The sequence below is a fragment of the Pseudomonas sp. Marseille-QA0892 genome, assembly GCF_054950135.1.
The window spans coordinates 3,819,401-3,833,857 of sequence record NZ_CM143104.1 but is presented as its reverse complement, the minus strand read 5'-3'; the positions used below and the strand labels follow the sequence as shown (position 1 = coordinate 3,833,857).

Annotated in this window: 15 protein-coding genes; 7 read left to right on the top strand and 8 right to left on the bottom strand. The window is 62.7% G+C overall.

Features of this window, described 5'->3' with window-relative positions; all coding sequences use genetic code 11:
* Positions 1 to 34: 34 nt before the first annotated feature.
* On the bottom strand, positions 35 to 1,423 hold the full coding sequence (locus ACY8D3_RS17840; protein WP_462380150.1) for a DUF2868 domain-containing protein: 1,389 nt from the start codon (positions 1,421 to 1,423) through the stop codon (positions 35 to 37).
* 118 nt (positions 1,424 to 1,541) lie between these two features.
* Here ACY8D3_RS17840 and ACY8D3_RS17835 point away from each other — a divergent pair, with 118 nt between their 5' ends.
* Positions 1,542 to 2,090, top strand: a complete 549-nt coding sequence (locus ACY8D3_RS17835) for a dihydrofolate reductase (RefSeq protein ID WP_462380149.1) — start codon at positions 1,542 to 1,544, stop codon at positions 2,088 to 2,090.
* An 83-nt stretch (positions 2,091 to 2,173) separates the two neighbouring features.
* Here ACY8D3_RS17835 and gloA read toward each other — a convergent pair whose 3' ends face one another.
* The 4 genes from gloA to ACY8D3_RS17815 all read right to left on the bottom strand — a co-directional run bounded on the left by gloA (position 2,174) and on the right by ACY8D3_RS17815 (position 6,331).
* Entirely contained in the window at positions 2,174 to 2,701 is a 528-nt protein-coding gene (gloA, locus tag ACY8D3_RS17830; protein WP_462380148.1) for a lactoylglutathione lyase, read from the bottom strand.
* Positions 2,702 to 2,779: 78 nt separating this feature from the next.
* Entirely contained in the window at positions 2,780 to 3,241 is a 462-nt protein-coding gene (locus tag ACY8D3_RS17825) for a metallophosphoesterase family protein (protein ID WP_462384427.1), read from the bottom strand.
* A gap of 25 nt (positions 3,242 to 3,266) precedes the next feature.
* Entirely contained in the window at positions 3,267 to 4,799 is a 1,533-nt protein-coding gene (locus tag ACY8D3_RS17820) for a phospholipase D family protein (RefSeq protein ID WP_462384425.1), read from the bottom strand.
* Between the two features lie 110 nt (positions 4,800 to 4,909).
* The gene (locus ACY8D3_RS17815) at positions 4,910 to 6,331 is read right to left on the bottom strand and encodes an aminotransferase-like domain-containing protein (protein WP_462380147.1); all 1,422 of its coding nucleotides are present in this window, start codon (positions 6,329 to 6,331) and stop codon (positions 4,910 to 4,912) included.
* A 173-nt stretch (positions 6,332 to 6,504) separates the two neighbouring features.
* Between ACY8D3_RS17815 and ACY8D3_RS17810 the strand changes: the two genes are divergently transcribed.
* Positions 6,505 to 6,762, top strand: a complete 258-nt coding sequence (locus ACY8D3_RS17810) for a DUF1127 domain-containing protein (protein ID WP_462380146.1) — start codon at positions 6,505 to 6,507, stop codon at positions 6,760 to 6,762.
* 14 nt (positions 6,763 to 6,776) lie between these two features.
* Here the strand turns inward: ACY8D3_RS17810 and ACY8D3_RS17805 are convergent, their stop codons facing one another.
* Positions 6,777 to 7,652, bottom strand: a complete 876-nt coding sequence (locus tag ACY8D3_RS17805) for a helix-turn-helix domain-containing protein (protein WP_462380145.1) — start codon at positions 7,650 to 7,652, stop codon at positions 6,777 to 6,779.
* A gap of 132 nt (positions 7,653 to 7,784) precedes the next feature.
* Here ACY8D3_RS17805 and ACY8D3_RS17800 point away from each other — a divergent pair, with 132 nt between their 5' ends.
* Positions 7,785 to 8,681, top strand: coding sequence for a DMT family transporter (locus ACY8D3_RS17800; protein WP_462380144.1), 897 nt, complete (start codon positions 7,785 to 7,787; stop codon positions 8,679 to 8,681).
* Positions 8,682 to 8,685: 4 nt separating this feature from the next.
* Here ACY8D3_RS17800 and ACY8D3_RS17795 read toward each other — a convergent pair whose 3' ends face one another.
* Both ACY8D3_RS17795 and dadR read right to left on the bottom strand, forming a co-directional pair.
* Positions 8,686 to 9,990, bottom strand: coding sequence for an NAD(P)/FAD-dependent oxidoreductase (locus ACY8D3_RS17795; protein ID WP_462380143.1), 1,305 nt, complete (start codon positions 9,988 to 9,990; stop codon positions 8,686 to 8,688).
* A gap of 88 nt (positions 9,991 to 10,078) precedes the next feature.
* Positions 10,079 to 10,567 carry a transcriptional regulator DadR gene (dadR, locus tag ACY8D3_RS17790; protein WP_462380142.1) on the bottom strand — a complete coding sequence of 163 codons (489 nt, stop codon included), beginning with the start codon at positions 10,565 to 10,567 and terminating at the stop codon, positions 10,079 to 10,081.
* A gap of 150 nt (positions 10,568 to 10,717) precedes the next feature.
* Here dadR and dadA point away from each other — a divergent pair, with 150 nt between their 5' ends.
* The 4 genes from dadA to ACY8D3_RS17770 all read left to right on the top strand — a co-directional run bounded on the left by dadA (position 10,718) and on the right by ACY8D3_RS17770 (position 14,154).
* Complete coding sequence (dadA, locus tag ACY8D3_RS17785; RefSeq protein WP_462380141.1) at positions 10,718 to 12,019, top strand: D-amino acid dehydrogenase; 1,302 nt, start codon at positions 10,718 to 10,720, stop codon at positions 12,017 to 12,019.
* Entirely contained in the window at positions 11,994 to 12,344 is a 351-nt protein-coding gene (locus tag ACY8D3_RS17780; protein WP_462380140.1) for a RidA family protein, read from the top strand. The genes dadA and ACY8D3_RS17780 overlap by 26 nt, the downstream gene beginning before the upstream one ends.
* A 102-nt stretch (positions 12,345 to 12,446) precedes the next feature.
* Positions 12,447 to 13,523 carry an alanine racemase gene (alr, locus tag ACY8D3_RS17775; protein WP_462380139.1) on the top strand — a complete coding sequence of 359 codons (1,077 nt, stop codon included), beginning with the start codon at positions 12,447 to 12,449 and terminating at the stop codon, positions 13,521 to 13,523.
* 82 nt (positions 13,524 to 13,605) lie between these two features.
* Positions 13,606 to 14,154 (top strand): cupin domain-containing protein, encoded by a 549-nt coding sequence (locus ACY8D3_RS17770; protein ID WP_462380138.1) that lies wholly within the window; start codon positions 13,606 to 13,608, stop codon positions 14,152 to 14,154.
* Positions 14,155 to 14,457 lie beyond the last annotated feature (303 nt).

Here is a 14,457-nt window from a genome sequence, read left to right as displayed (position 1 = left end):
AACAATGGGGCTTGTGAGCCTATGGGCCAGGTGCTCACTCATTGACGTTCTCCAGCCACGCTTCTGCCAATGCGTGAGAATAGGGGAGGCCGAGCTCAGCAAGCCGCTGCTCCCAGTCCAGTAGCCGCGCGGGATCCGCTGGCACGCCTTCGGGCAGCGCGAGCCAGACGTGCGTATTGGCTGCTGTCCGGGAAAGCTCTGCAATCAGGCCCAAAGTGCCGCGGTCGGGTGAGCGGCGTGGATCGCAGGCGATGGCCAGACGAGCCGGTGGCCGCCGCGAGAGCCCGTCAAGCAGCTGGCGGCGCTGTTCCCGGGTGTCCAGGATGCCGGCATCCACGACATTGGGCGGCAAGCGCGGTGGCCAGGCGTGCGCGTCGTCAAGCTCGATGCCGACGATGACCGCACCTTCGGCGGCGCCTATTCGCGAGCCCGCGCGCGCGGCATGCAAGGCGTCCGGTGCGTCATCCGAAACACCCAGTCGCTCGCTCGAAGGTTGTAAACGGTCACGCAGCAGACGATAGCCCGGTGCGTCGAGATCCAGCCGCAAACGGGAGACGCCGTTTCGCCACCTCACGATGCAAAGCAGTGCCAGCAACGCTCGTGGCGCCAATCCGTAGACCACCAGTACGCCGACCAGCCAGCCGGCCCATGCCTGGCGAACGCCTTCATCCGCAACCATCTCGCCACCACTGGCGCGTATGGCGTCGATATCGGGTACAGGAAAACCGATCTGCGCCGGTAGCCAGCCAAGGGCCTGGGTAAGCGCGACGAACGTGTCGCTGCCCAGAAGCGTGGTCTCCCAGACGAAGCCGTAGCGGCGCGCGGAGAACTGTAGCAACAGGCCAGCCAGGCTGGCCAACAGCAGTAGCGTCCAGAATCCGTTGACCAGCGCCCCAAGGCCCCAGCGAGTCAGGCGGCGTTGCCCAAGCGTATGCATGAGCGCCGGCGCCATGTGGACCGCCTGGGCATCACGGGCGAGCTTGCCGCTCAGCCACAGCCACGTTCGGCCCAGTGCGCCGCCACTGTCACCCATGACGGCGAAGCCGATCAACCAGCCAGCCAGGGTCAACGCATGCAAGCCCAGCAAGCTACCCAGTGACCAGAACACATTCACGGGACGCGCACCGTCGCCAAGTGCTGACCAGGCGAGGCCTGCGCCGGCAACGAGGGCGAACAACGCCAACGCGATGAGCGCCAGATGCGCGCCCTGGCGCCAATGCTGAAGCGCCTGGGCCTGGCCGTCTCGTTCGGCGAGAAAGCGCGCGCGGCGTTCGATCCGTTCGGCAAGATCGCCGCCCAGCGCGTTGGCGTGGCGATTGGCCTCGCTGTCTTCGAGTGGGCCGGTGTGTTCCTCACGAAGCCGCACGGCTTCGGTCAGCCAGATACGGTCGAGAATGGAATGCGAGGGTAGGGGGTCGGACACGCAGGATCTCGGAAACGGTGAAGTGGCAGAAGCATCGCAGGCGCTGCGCTACGCTGCAAAGCCCCGTGCGCCATACCCATCTGACCCGAAAAAGCGCTAGCCGATCGATCATGCGCGCATGGCCCGCAATTCCAGGCTGCTATATCCTTCTGCCATGACTACACCACGACTTCCCCTCGCTCTCATTGCGGCCGTCGCGAGCAATCGCGTCATCGGCCGTGACAACCAACTGCCCTGGCGCTTGCCAGAGGATCTGCGCTACTTCAAGGCCAAGACGCTGGGCAAGCCCATCATCATGGGGCGCAAGACCTGGGACTCGCTCGGCAGGCCCTTGCCCGGCCGATTGAATCTTGTGGTCAGCCGTCAACAGAGGCTCACGCTCGAAGGCGCCGAGGTCTTTCAGACGGTCGAGGACGCCCGTGCGCGCGCGGATGAATGGGCGGCAGAACAAGGCGTCGATGAAGTGATGCTGATCGGTGGGGCCCAGCTGTACGAGCAGGCGCTGCCGCTGGCGGACCGGCTCTACCTGACCCGCGTCGATCTGGCGCCCGAAGGGGATGCCTGGTTCCCGGCTTTCGATGAGTCGGGGTGGCAGCGCAAGGTCGAGGCGGAACATCCAGCAGAGGACGGCCGGCCGGCCTATCGATTCGAACGCTGGGCGCGCTGAATCTCAAAGGCGAAAAAAAGGCAGGCCAACCCCAACGGGTTGCCTGCCTTTTTCGTTCCTACCGTCCTATGACGGCTGGTTGATCATTCCACTTCGGTGAACTGGATGATTTCTACCCAGTAGCCGTCCGGATCCTTGATGAATGCGATGCTGCGCATGCGGCCATCGGTCAGGCGCTTCTGGAAGTCCACGCCCAGCTGTTCGAAGCGCTCGCACGCAGCCTTGATGTCAGGGACCGAGACGCACAGGTGACCGAAACCGCGCGGGTCGCTGTTACCGCTGTGGTAGCTGAACTCAGGGTCCTTTTCAGTCCCGTAGTTGTAGGTCAGCTCGACGAGGCCCGGGATCGACTTGCGCCACTGGTGACGTTCGGTGGCGTCCAGCGGAATCTGGGTCTTGTCCTTGATCAGGGCGAGGAAGTACAGGTCGAACTCGGCGTCCGGGTGACGGCTGACCTCAAGCAGGGTGAAGCCCAGCACGCGGGTGTAGAAATCCAGTGATTTCTCGATGTCCTTCACGCGGATCATGGTGTGGTTGAAGACGTAATCCTGGGTGAAGGCTTCCGGTTCACCGGTCACGCCAGGCAATGCGTTCAGTTCGTCCAGGGTCATGGCGATGTCTCCGATTTCAGATGTAAAGGTTCGAGCGGGGGGCATTCTAAGGGTTCCCGTCGACGGCTGCCCGGCGAATCACGTTGGGAGCAGATCGATGTGCTCGGCCTCGATTCGGCCATCGTCGATCAGCAGGCGGGCTACGGTGATCGGCAGGCGAAAGCGACGGCGCCCCGCAGCGCCCGGGTTGAGGTGGAAGGTGTCGCCTCGCCATTCGAGCAGCGGCTTGTGCGAGTGCCCGGCAATGATGACCTGTGTGCCTGCCGGTGCCGGGTAGCGATCGAGCTCCTTGCGGTCGTGCAGCATATGGAGCCGCACGCCGGCCAGATCAACCGTGAGCGCGTCAGGCAGGTCGGCCGCCCAGGGTTTGTCATCGTTGTTGCCGCGGATCACGCAGAGCGGCGCCAGGCTGCGGAGGGCATCAAGAATCTCAGGCGAACCGATGTCGCCGGCGTGGAAGATGTGGTCGCTGCCGTCCAGGGCCTCGATCGCCTCCGGGCGCATCAGGCCATGGGTGTCGGCGATTACGCCAACCGTCATCCGATTGGTACTCATTGAGCCTCCATCAAAGCATGCGTTCGAGGCCGATTGCCCGTGAGATCCAGGCGTTGAAATGTCGCCAGAGCCCACCGGGCTCGCGCGTAAGGCGATAGGGTTTGCCGTGCTCTTCGGTCCACCAGACCAGGCGCTCGCGGCCGTTTTTGTCGGTGTCCAGATGCACCTGGTAGCTCAAGGCTGGCGACATACCTTCGAGTGTCAGGTTGCGCACCTGCTCGGCGAGAGCCTTGCTGTCCACCAGCACGCCGACCTCGGTGTTCCACAGCATCGAGCGTGGATCGAAGTTGAACGAGCCGATGAAGACCTTCTGCCGATCCAGGATCGCGGCCTTGGTGTGCAACGAGGATTCGGAGTCGCCGGTATAGCTGTACGACACTTCCTGCTCGGCCTGGCGCCGCAACTCGAACAGCTTCACCCCATGGGCGAGCAGCTCGGCACGGTAGGGTGCATACCCGCCATGCACCGCGGGAACATCGGTGGCCTCCAGCGAGTTGGTCAGCAGGCTGATGGCGACACCTTCGTCGGCGCGCCGCGTCAGGTAATCAACGCCGGCCTGGGTCGGCACGAAATAGGCCGAGACGAGCATGAGTTCGTGCTCGACCTCTTCCATCTCCCCCGCAAGTCGGGTGGCGAGCAGCAGTTGTGGATCCGGTTCGTCGCTGGCAAGAACCTTCGCAGGGGCATCCCATAGCGCGAGCGCAGGCACCCACATCAACTCCTGCATCCAGGTGGCCAGCTTTGGCTCGACGCGGTAATGGGTGAGGCGTTCGAACAGCTCGGGGTCTGCACGGCGCGACTCCTGAAGCGACGCCTCGAGCAGGGACCGGCTCTCGCGCAATTCCTTCTTGGTCGGCCGGCGCCAGACGAACTGCTTGATTGGCAGGCTCAGGGAGCTGTTCCAGTATTCGTCGAAGCTTTGGGCAAGGTCCTTGGCAACGGGCCCAGCGCCGAGCAGGTCCAGGTCCGTGAAATTGAGCTGGGGTTCGGCATCGAAGTACTCATCGCCGATGTTGCGCCCGCCCACAATGGCGACTGCGCTGTCGGCCAGCCACAGCTTGTTGTGCATGCGCCTGTGCTGCAGATTCAGGTTCAACAGGCGGCCGAGCGATCGCGTCATGCCGCTGATACGACCCAGATGCAGCGGATTGAAGACTCGCACCGAAATGTTCCGGTGCGCCGCGAACAGCGCGATCTCGGCGTCCTGGCCATCGGCGGATGTGTCGTCGAGCAGGATCCGCACGCGCACGCCGCGGTCTGCTGCGGCGAGCACTTCTTCTATGAGGTTGCGGGTGCTGAGCCCGTCGTGAACGATGTAGTACTGAAGGTCGAGACTGTGTTGGGCATGGCGGGCAAGCTCGGCACGAGCGGTGAACGCCTCGGTGCTGTCTGCCAGCAGGCGCACGCCGGAGTAGCCCTTCATATGCTCAGCGGCCCCTTCGCGTACGCGGTCGCCGAGCCAGGTGCCCTCCGAAGGCAAGGCATGCGAGGGTTCGACGGGCTGGACGCTGCTGCAGCCACCGAGCAAAACCAGCACCAACATCAACCAGAGTGCGGGCAAGATACCTGCTCCAGGGAAGGGGATCGGACCTTGGACGCCGCCGCTCGCAGCAAATTCAGCGATGCGCTTCAGACGAGCAGGCCGCTTCGGTTTCATTCGATTTCAGCCAATAGCCGCGACGCTGTTTCCCCGACTGTACGCACTGCAGACTCAAGCGCGGGGGTCGGTCGGGCGGCGTAGCTCATGCGCAGACAATTCCGGTATTTGCCAGCTGCCGAGAAGATATTGCCGGGTGCAACCTGGATGCCTCGTGGACGCAGCTCGCGGTTCAGTCGCAAGGCGTCGAAGTGCTCGTCCAGCTCGATCCACAGCATGAAGCTGCCCTCGGGGCGACTCGCCTTGGCGCCTTCTGGAAAGTAGCGGGTTACCCAGCCGATCATCTGGTCGCGACTGTGCTGGTATTGCTGGCGCATCCGGCGCAGGTGCGGCTCGAAATGCCCGCCATCGATGAATTCGGTCAGCGCCAGTTGCGGCAGGGTGGCGCTGGGGCCGCTGCCCATGTACTTCATGTGAAGCACCTTGTCGTAATACCGACCCGGCGCGATCCAGCCAGTGCGCAGGCCCGGCGCCAGGGTCTTGGAGAACGAACTGCACAGCAGGACGCGGCCGTCCTCGTCGAAGGACCTGATGGTGCGCGGCCGAGGGTAGCGGTAGGCGAGATCGCCATAGACGTCGTCCTCGATGATCGCAAGGTCGTAGCGCTGCGCCAGCGACAACAGGGCGCGTTTCTTGTGGTCCGGCATGATGTAGCCCAGCGGGTTGTTGCAGCTGGGCGTGAGCTGGAGAACCTTGATTGGCCACTGTTCGAGCGCCATCTCCAGTGCGTCGAGGTTGATGCCTTCCATGGGGTCGGTTGGCAGTTCGAGCGCCTTGAGGCCGAAACCTTTCAACGCCTGCATTACCCCATGGAACGCCGGGGAGTCCACCGCCACCACGTCGCCCGGCAGGCACAGCGCGCGGATGGCCGTCGACAGCGCCTCGTGGCAGCCGTTGGTGATGATCAGCTCCTCCGCCGGCACCTGCGCGCCCGAGTCCAGAAGGAGTCGCGAAATCTGCTCACGCAATGCCGCGTTACCCTGGATGCTTCCGTAGGTGAGCCCGCTCAGGTGCTGATGGCGACCGTAGCGTGAAAGCGCGCGCATGAGGGGTTTGAGCGTCGGGCCGTCGATGTCGGGCCGGCCGCGGCCGAACTGTGTGGTCAGTTCGCTTGGCTCTTCGCTCATCAACTCGAGCACTTGCTCCCATTGGGACACCTCCACCGGCCGCTGCGCGCCGCGCATGACGCGGGGCAAATCCGGTAGGGGCCGCTCAGGCGGGACATAGTAGCCGGACTTCGGCCGCGGCAGCGCCAAAGCGCGGTCCTCCAGCACGCGATAGGCCTGCTGGACGGTGCTGAGGCTGACCCCATGCTCGATGCTCAGGGCGCGAACCGAGGGCAGACGATCACCGGGGCGATACAGCCCCTGCTGGATGCGAACGGCCAGTGTGTCGGCCAGTGCCTGATAACGGGTCATGGAACGATGGTCTGTAAAAGAGAGGAGGAACCATACAGATGTCGCATAAAAAAGCCATTCAGATCGTGAATCACGCTATCTGTATGGCAATTAAAAAGAATGCTTGAGTCTGTGTCGAATCTGTATGGAGGACGATCATGGTCAGGACCGTCGATAAACGCAAGGACCGACCCATGAGCGACCTCAATCAGGCCTATCTCCAGACATTCGAGCGCCGCGAGCAGACCGCTCCGGCACGCCTTCAGCCCATCACACAGCGCGCACCCAGCGCCACTCGGTCATCCGTGTCGATCTGGCAACGCTTCTGGTTGCGCTGGACGACCCGGCGCGCCTTGCGCACGCTGGACGAAGCGGTGCTCAAGGATGTAGGGCTGACTCGCCAGCAGGCACTGGAAGAGGCCTACCGCCCTTTTTGGCGGCTGCTGCGTTGACCGTGCGTGCTGAATCAGCTGCGAAACGCGGCGCGATACTGCGTCGGGGTGACACCGAAGGCTGCGCGGAAGCGATTGGCGAAATGGCTAGCACTCGCAAAGCCGCAGGCAAGCGCCACGTCACTCAGGGAGAGATCCTGCTTGCGAAGCCCCTCGCTGGCACGTGCCAGACGCCGGGCGAGCACGTAACGGTGGGGCGGTAGTCCGACACTTGCCCGGAACATCCGCGCGAAGTGAAATTCGGAAAGCGCAGCCACCGCAGCGAGGTCCCCCAGGGTGAGTGGCGCATCCAGATGCTGTTCGATGAAGTCGAGCAGGCGTCGGCGGACGGCCGGGCTAAGGCCACCGCGCACGCTCGGCGCCTGCGCTCGTCTGACTTGGGTGAGCAACAATTGATCGACAATCTCGTGGGCCAGGGTGCTGGTCAGCACACGCTCACCTGGCTCACTCCAGCGCAGGCTCAGCAACTGGCGGAAGCGCTGCGCCTGGCGCGAGTCCTCGACGAAGGTCCCTTCGCGCAATTGCAATTCGCGCGGCTCCTGATCGAGCAACCTGACGCTGCCCATCGCGAAGCGCTCCTGACTGAAGTAAAGGTGCATCAGGCGGATGCGGCCATTCACGATCCAGGACGAGGAGTGCCCGGCGGGCATGATGCACAGCTTGTCCGGCGCACCTTTCTGTGTCGGTGCTTCGCGTCTGAACGTGCCGCGCCCGTCATCGATGTAGCATGAAAGGGTGTGGTGGCTCGGCGCGTGGTAGTCACGGGCATCGTCGTGGTTGGTCCACAGCACCGCGTGCAGACCGTCGCCCAGGTCGGCAAGCTGCTCCACGCGAGCGTTCGGCGATTGGCTCATTGCGGAATAGATCTGAAGGGATTCAATGGCGGACATGGCTGCACCTCTGTGGCCACTCTAGCGTGACCGAACCGGTTTGCCAGCCTGTCGACGACAATGTGCGCAAGATCCTGCAAGCGCTGCGATGATGTCCCGGTGAAGACTGTCTTCTCTCACCGGAGACGCTTCATGAACCTATCGCTTTATCTCGTGACCGTGCTGATCTGGGGTACGACCTGGATCGCCATCAAATGGCAGGTTGGAGTGGTCGATCTCACCGTGTCCATCGCCTATCGATTTGCACTGGCGGCCATCGTGCTGTTCGCATTTCTGCTGATCCGTGGCGCACTGCAACCCATGGATCGACGCGGCCATTTCATCTGCCTGGCCCAGGGCGCCTGTCTGTTCTGTCTGAACTTCATCTGCTTCTATGTAGCCAGTCAATGGGTGTCCAGCGGTCTCATCGCGGTAATCTTCTCGACAGCTGTGGTCTGGAATGCCTTCAACGCGCGGTTGTTCTTCGGACGTCGTATCGCAGCGACGGTCATCGGAGGAAGCGCCTTCGGCATGGCTGGGTTGGTTTTACTGTTCTGGCCAGAACTGAGTGGACCGGCGTTTCGTGCCGAGACGCTTTACGGCTTTCTGCTGGCGCTCGGCGGGACCCTGTCCTTCTCGTTCGGCAACATGCTATCGAGCCTGCAGCAGTCCCGGGGCTTGCGACCGCTTTCCACCAATGCCTGGGGGATGCTCTACGGTGCTGTGCTTCTGGCCATTATCAGCCTCGTCCGAGGTGCCGACCTGCAGATCGACTGGAGTGCGCGTTACCTGGGGTCCCTGGTGTACCTGGCCATTCCGGGCTCGGTGATTGGCTTCACCGCCTACCTGACGCTGGTCGGACGCATTGGAGCGGAGCGGGCCGCTTACTGCACGGTGCTTTTCCCCGTCGTGGCCCTGAACGTTTCCGCCCTTGTCGAGGGTTACCAGTGGACTCCGCCTGCACTGATCGGGCTGCTACTGGTGATGCTCGGGAACGTATTGGTCTTCTACAAGCCCCGCTCTTCGGTGCCCTTGCCTGCGCGCGGCTGAGGGCTCAGAGCAACTCCTTGAGCCGGTGCCAGAGCATGCCGAGTGCGAGTAGCGGCGAACGGAAGTGGCGGCCGCCCGGGAAGGTCGGGTGAGGAACCTTGGCGAAGAGGTCGAAGCGGCCGGATTGCTGGCCTGTAATCGCCTCGGCCAGAAGCTTTCCGGCCAGGTGGGTGGCGTTGACACCATGTCCGGCGTAGGCCTGGGCGTAGTAAACGTTCGGATGCTCGCGGAGGCGGCCAATCTGCGGCAGGCGATTCGCACCAATACCGATCATGCCGCCCCATTGGTAGTCGATGCGACCGTTCGACAGGCTCGGAAATACCGCCAGCATCTTCGGGCGCATATAGGCCGCGATGTCCTTGGGATCCCGCCCGGAATAATGGCAGGCGCCACCGAACAGGAGACGTCGGTCGGCGGAGAGGCGGAAATAGTCCAATGCGACGCGCTGATCACAGACGGCCATGTTGGATGGGAGTAATGCGTGTGCCTGCGCTTCGCTCAGCGGTTCGGTCGCTATCACATAGCTGCCCGCCGGCAGCACCTTTCCGCCCAGCTCGGGTTGCAGGTCGCCCAGGTACGCGTTGCATCCGAGGACGAGCGTGTCTGCACGCACCACGCCGGTTGACGTGTGCACGGCGACCTTCGCTCCATATTCGATACGCGTCACCGCCGATTGCTCGTGAATGCGCACGCCCAACGACTGAGCCAGCGCCGCCTCGCCGAGTGCCAGGTTCAACGGGTGCAGGTGCCCGGAGCCCATGTCGACCATGCCACCGACATAGCGGTCGCTGCCGATGACTTCACGCAGCTCGTTGGCATCGAGCATCCGCAGCGGGTGCTTGTACCCGAGGGTGCGCAGCTCTTCGTAGTCCTCGCGGAAGCCATCCAGGTGCTTGGGTTTGTTGGCGAGATCGCAGTAACCCCAGGTCAGGTCACAATCGATGCCGTGGGTTTCGACGCGCTCGCGGACGATATCCACCGCCTCGAAGCCCATGAGTTTGAGGGTGCGTACGCCGTCGTCGCCGATCTGCCCACGGAACTGTTCAACATCATGGCCCACGCCGCGAATGAGCTGCCCGCCATTGCGGCCGCTGGCGCCCCAGCCGATGGCGTGTGCCTCCAGCAACACCACCGAAAGCCCGCGCTGGGCGAGCTCGATGGCGCTATTCAGGCCGGAAAATCCACCGCCGACGACGCAGACGTCAGCTGTCACGTCGCCCTGCAGGGCGGGGCACTCGAGGGTGCGGTTCGCGGTGGCAGCGTAATAGGAAGGCGCGTGGCGTGCAGGCGTCTGGACGCGGGCGTTCATGATCGAAATCCTGAAAAGAGCGGGGTGTAGGCGTCGCGAGCATACGGCGCGGGCACAGGCTTTGCCAACCGGCGTGCCAGGGCGGCGCTCAATCCGGAACGGGCAGCGTGAGGGATTCCTTCACCTCTTCCATGACGATGTAGCTCTTGGATTCGCGGACGTGCGGCAGCTTGAGCAGGATGTCGCCAAGCAGCTTGCGGTAGCTGGTCATCTCGTTGATTCGTGCTTTCACCAGGTAGTCGAAGTCGCCCGATACCAGGTGACATTCCAGCACGTGAGGAAGCTTCAATACCGCGCGGCGAAATTCTTCGAAGGTGTCGCCGGACTTGTAGTCCAGGCTGATCTCGACGAAGACCAGCAGGCTTGCCTTGAGCTGCTGCGGATTCAGGCGCGCGTGGTAACCCATGATGATGCCCTCGCGCTCCAGGCGCCGGACCCGCTCGGTGCAGGGCGTTGTGGACAGGCCCACGCGTTCGCCCAGTTCGGTGAAGGAGATCCGCCCGTCCTGTTGAAGGATGCGCAGAATATTGCGGTCGATCCGGTCCAGTTCACGCTTGCTTTGATGCTGGGTGCGCATGAGCGTCTCCAAGAAAGGCGTCTGAGTCGAGAGATTCTCCCGAATATACGCATACATACGAACGAAAGCACTGCGTTGCCTTTTTTACACTAGCCATAACTTTGCTATTCAACCCCCAAATCCGACATAACCTGTCGTGGGAGTCGATCGATGCGTGTGATGGTCCTTGGCAGCGGTGTAATCGGCACCGTAAGTGCGTACTACCTGGCTCGTGCCGGCTTTGAGGTAGTAGTCGTCGATCGCCAGCCTGGCGTGGCGCTGGAAACCAGTTTTGCCAATGCGGGGCAGGTTTCCCCCGGATACGCCTCGCCATGGGCGGCCCCAGGCGTGCCGCTCAAGGCATTGAAATGGATGCTGCAGCGCAAGCACGCGCCGCTGGCCATCAAGCCGACCGCGGACCTGGATCAGTACCTGTGGATGGTTCAAATGCTGCGCAACTGCACGGCGTCGCGCTACGCCGTGAACAAGGAACGCATGGTTCGGCTTTCCGAATACAGCCGTGATTGCCTGGATGAACTGCGTGCCGAAACCGGTATCGGCTACGAAGGCCGGCAGCTGGGAACGACGCAGCTGTTCCGCACGCAGGCGCAGGTGGACGCCGCGGCGAAGGACACCGCTGTGCTGGAGCGCTCGGGGGTGCCTTATGAGCTGCTCGATCGGGACGGTATCGCTCGCGTCGAGCCTGCGCTCGCGCATGTCCGGCACAAGCTTGCCGGCGCGCTGCGCCTTCCCAACGACCAGACCGGCGACTGCCAGATGTTCACCACACGGCTCGCTGAGATGGCACGTGCATTGGGCGTCGAATTTCGTTTCGAGCAGAACATCCAGCGCCTCGCGTTCTCGGGTGACCGCATCGACGGTGTCTGGATCGACGGGACCCTGGAAAAGGCGGACCGCTATGTACTGGCGCTGGGCAGCTACAGTCCGGAGTTGCTCAAGCCGCTGGGCATTCGCGCTCCGGTCTATCCGCTCAAAGGCTATTCGCTGACGGTGCCGATCGTGAATCCCGACATGGCGCCGCGTTCGACTATTCTGGATGAGACCTACAAGGTAGCCATTACCCGCTTTGATCAGCGAATTCGGGTGGGCGGCATGGCTGAGATTTCCGGCTACGATCTGTCTCTGAATCCCGAGCGGCGTGAAACGCTGGAGATGATTACCAATGACCTGTACGGCCAGGGCGGCGACCTTTCCCAGGCGACGTTCTGGACCGGACTGCGCCCAGCGACGCCGGATGGAACGCCAATCGTGGGCGCCACACCGTTCAAGAACCTGTATCTGAACACCGGACACGGTACGCTTGGCTGGACCATGGCCTGCGGTTCGGGTCGTTTCCTGGCGGACGTCATTGCCCGGAAGCGTCCTCAGATCAGCGCTGAAGGCCTGGATATTTCCCGATATGGCACCACCAAGGAGTTGAAACCGCATGTCCATACAGCGCCTGCGAACTGAGCCGCGCCTGAGCGAAATCGTTATCCACAACGGCACCGTCTATCTGGCCGGCCAGCTCGATGAGAATCACAGCGAAGGCATCGAGGCCCAGACGAAGGCTACGCTCGACAGCATCGACGCCTTCCTGGCCGAAGCAGGGACCGACAAGACACGCATTCTCTCGATCACGATCTTTCTGAAAGACATCGATGACCGCGACGGTATGAACAAGGTCTGGGATGCCTGGGTGCCGGCGGGCAAGTCCCCGGCGCGCGCGTGCGTCGAAGCCAAGCTGTACTCGCCTGACGTTCTGGTCGAGATGACCGTCATCGCGGCCCTGCCCTGACTCTGACCCTGGGGCAGGCTGCCTGCCCCTGTAGGAGAAGCCGTCCGGCATTGCCGGGCGCTTTGCGCTTATCCTTCCTTTTCTTCACGTTCGAGAATCCCCATGCGTCCCGCTCGCGCCCTTATCGACCTCCAAGCGCTCCGTCATAACTATCGTCTGGCCCGTGAACTGAGTGGCGCGAAAGCGCTCGCCGTCGTGAAGGCGAATGCCTATGGCCATGGCGCTGTCAGGTGCGCGAAAGCGCTGGGTGACGAGGCGGATGGGTTCGCGGTGGCGGCGATCGAAGAGGCGCTCGAACTGCGCGAAGCAGGCATTACCCGACCGATCCTGTTGCTGGAAGGCATCTTCGAAGCCGACGAACTTCGATTGGTCATGGCACATGATCTCTGGATCGTCGTGCATGCGCCCTGGCAGGTCGAGGCGATCGAGCGTGCCGCCATCGAGACGCCCATCCGCGTCTGGCTGAAAGTGGATTCCGGTATGCACCGTGTCGGTTTCCATCCGGCCGAATACCGCGACGTATGGGATCGACTGAACGGCAGCGGCAAGGTCCGTGACATCGTGCTGATGACCCACTTCAGCCGCGCGGACGAGTTGGATTGCCTGCGTACCGACGAACAACTGGCTACGTTCGAGGCTGCTCGCGCCGGATTGCCAGGCGAAGTAAGCCTCAGAAATTCACCCGCTGTCCTGGGATGGCCAACCGTCCCCAGCGACTGGGTCCGCCCGGGCCTCATGCTCTATGGGGCAACACCGTTCGATGCGCCACAAGCCGCCGCCGCCCGGTTGCAGCCAGTGATGACGGTCGAGTCCCGGATCATCGCGATTCGAGACCTGCCAGCGGGTGAGCCTGTGGGGTATGGAGCGCGCTTCGTCACGGATAAGCCAACGCGCGTTGGCATCGTTGCCATGGGCTACGCGGATGGTTATCCCCGCCATGCCCCAACCGGCACTCCAGTGTTCGTCGATGGCCGTCCCGGCCGGTTGATTGGCCGGGTGTCCATGGACATGCTGACGGTGGATCTGACCGATCATCCCGGAGCCGGTGTGGGCTCGACGGTGGAGCTCTGGGGGCGCAACGTTCCCGCAAGCGCAGTGGCGGAGGCGGCGGAGACGATTCCCTACGAGATTTTCTGCAATCTCAAGCGGGTGCAGGTCACGTATCAGGGCGACGACTGATACGCCTGTCGTGTTGAAAATCTTGAACACTGTGCCATGATACGCCGCTCCTTGATTTGCATCTCCCCGAGGGACTCCGCTATTGGACGTAGGTGTTCGGCTGCAGGCCATTCGCAAGCTCAAAGGGCTTTCCCAGCGTGAACTCGCCAAGCGTGCTGGCGTAACCAACAGCACGATTTCCATGATCGAAAAGAACAGCGTCAGCCCCTCCGTGAGCTCGCTCAAGAAGGTACTGGCTGGCATTCCCATGTCGCTGGTCGAGTTCTTTTCGCTGGATGTGGAGCAGGAGACCCAGCCTCAGGTCGTTTATCGCTCGACCGACCTGATCGATATCTCTAGCGGCACGGTTACCATGAAGCTTGTGGGGAAGGCGCATCCTAGCCGGGCGTTCGCCTTTCTGGACGAAACGTACCCGCCAGGTGCCGACACCGGTGATGAAATGCTCAATCATGAAGGGCAGGAAGCGGGGATGGTCACCGAGGGCCGCCTGGAGCTGACGGTTGCCGGTGAGGTGTACATCCTGGAGAAGGGCGACGGGTATTACTTCGAGAGCAACCAGCCGCATCGGTTTCGCAACCCCTTCGATGTCCCCGCCCGCCTGATCAGCGCCACGACGCCTGCGAATTTCTGACATCGGCGCCTTCGGGCCTAAGTAACCTCCTTTGCGATGCCGATCGTTGCGGTGGGTTACGCGTTGCTAACCCACCCTACAGCTGACCCGCTTCAGCACCGTCGGGTGGAATCCCGAAGGGCTTCCACCGTTTACCTCGAACCGATACCCAGCACGACGGGAAGGCCCAGCCGTGCTGGTGTTGCCCGCACCACCTTACGCTTGGCAGAGGTTCGCCTTTGCGGTGCCGATCCTTGCAGTGGGGTACGCGTTGCTAACCCACCCTGCAGGGCTGCGGCTAATCCGCTCTACGGTTCTGAACGA

What these genes read in the sequence shown, in the direction of transcription:
- dadR (WP_462380142.1), bottom strand. Translation starts at nt 10,567, where the DNA reads ATGCGCACCCAGCATCAAAGCAAGCGTGAACTGGACCGGATCGACCGC.
- alr (WP_462380139.1), top strand. Translation starts at nt 12,447, where the DNA reads ATGCGTCCCGCTCGCGCCCTTATCGACCTCCAAGCGCTCCGTCATAAC.
- ACY8D3_RS17810 (WP_462380146.1), top strand. Translation starts at nt 6,505, where the DNA reads ATGAGCGACCTCAATCAGGCCTATCTCCAGACATTCGAGCGCCGCGAG.
- ACY8D3_RS17835 (WP_462380149.1), top strand. Translation starts at nt 1,542, where the DNA reads ATGGCCCGCAATTCCAGGCTGCTATATCCTTCTGCCATGACTACACCA.
- dadA (WP_462380141.1), top strand. Translation starts at nt 10,718, where the DNA reads ATGCGTGTGATGGTCCTTGGCAGCGGTGTAATCGGCACCGTAAGTGCG.
- ACY8D3_RS17805 (WP_462380145.1), bottom strand. Translation starts at nt 7,652, where the DNA reads ATGTCCGCCATTGAATCCCTTCAGATCTATTCCGCAATGAGCCAATCG.
- gloA (WP_462380148.1), bottom strand. Translation starts at nt 2,701, where the DNA reads ATGACCCTGGACGAACTGAACGCATTGCCTGGCGTGACCGGTGAACCG.
- ACY8D3_RS17815 (WP_462380147.1), bottom strand. Translation starts at nt 6,331, where the DNA reads ATGACCCGTTATCAGGCACTGGCCGACACACTGGCCGTTCGCATCCAG.
- ACY8D3_RS17780 (WP_462380140.1), top strand. Translation starts at nt 11,994, where the DNA reads ATGTCCATACAGCGCCTGCGAACTGAGCCGCGCCTGAGCGAAATCGTT.
- ACY8D3_RS17820 (WP_462384425.1), bottom strand. Translation starts at nt 4,799, where the DNA reads ATGTTGGTGCTGGTTTTGCTCGGTGGCTGCAGCAGCGTCCAGCCCGTC.
- ACY8D3_RS17825 (WP_462384427.1), bottom strand. Translation starts at nt 3,241, where the DNA reads ATGACGGTTGGCGTAATCGCCGACACCCATGGCCTGATGCGCCCGGAG.
- ACY8D3_RS17800 (WP_462380144.1), top strand. Translation starts at nt 7,785, where the DNA reads ATGAACCTATCGCTTTATCTCGTGACCGTGCTGATCTGGGGTACGACC.
- ACY8D3_RS17795 (WP_462380143.1), bottom strand. Translation starts at nt 9,990, where the DNA reads ATGAACGCCCGCGTCCAGACGCCTGCACGCCACGCGCCTTCCTATTAC.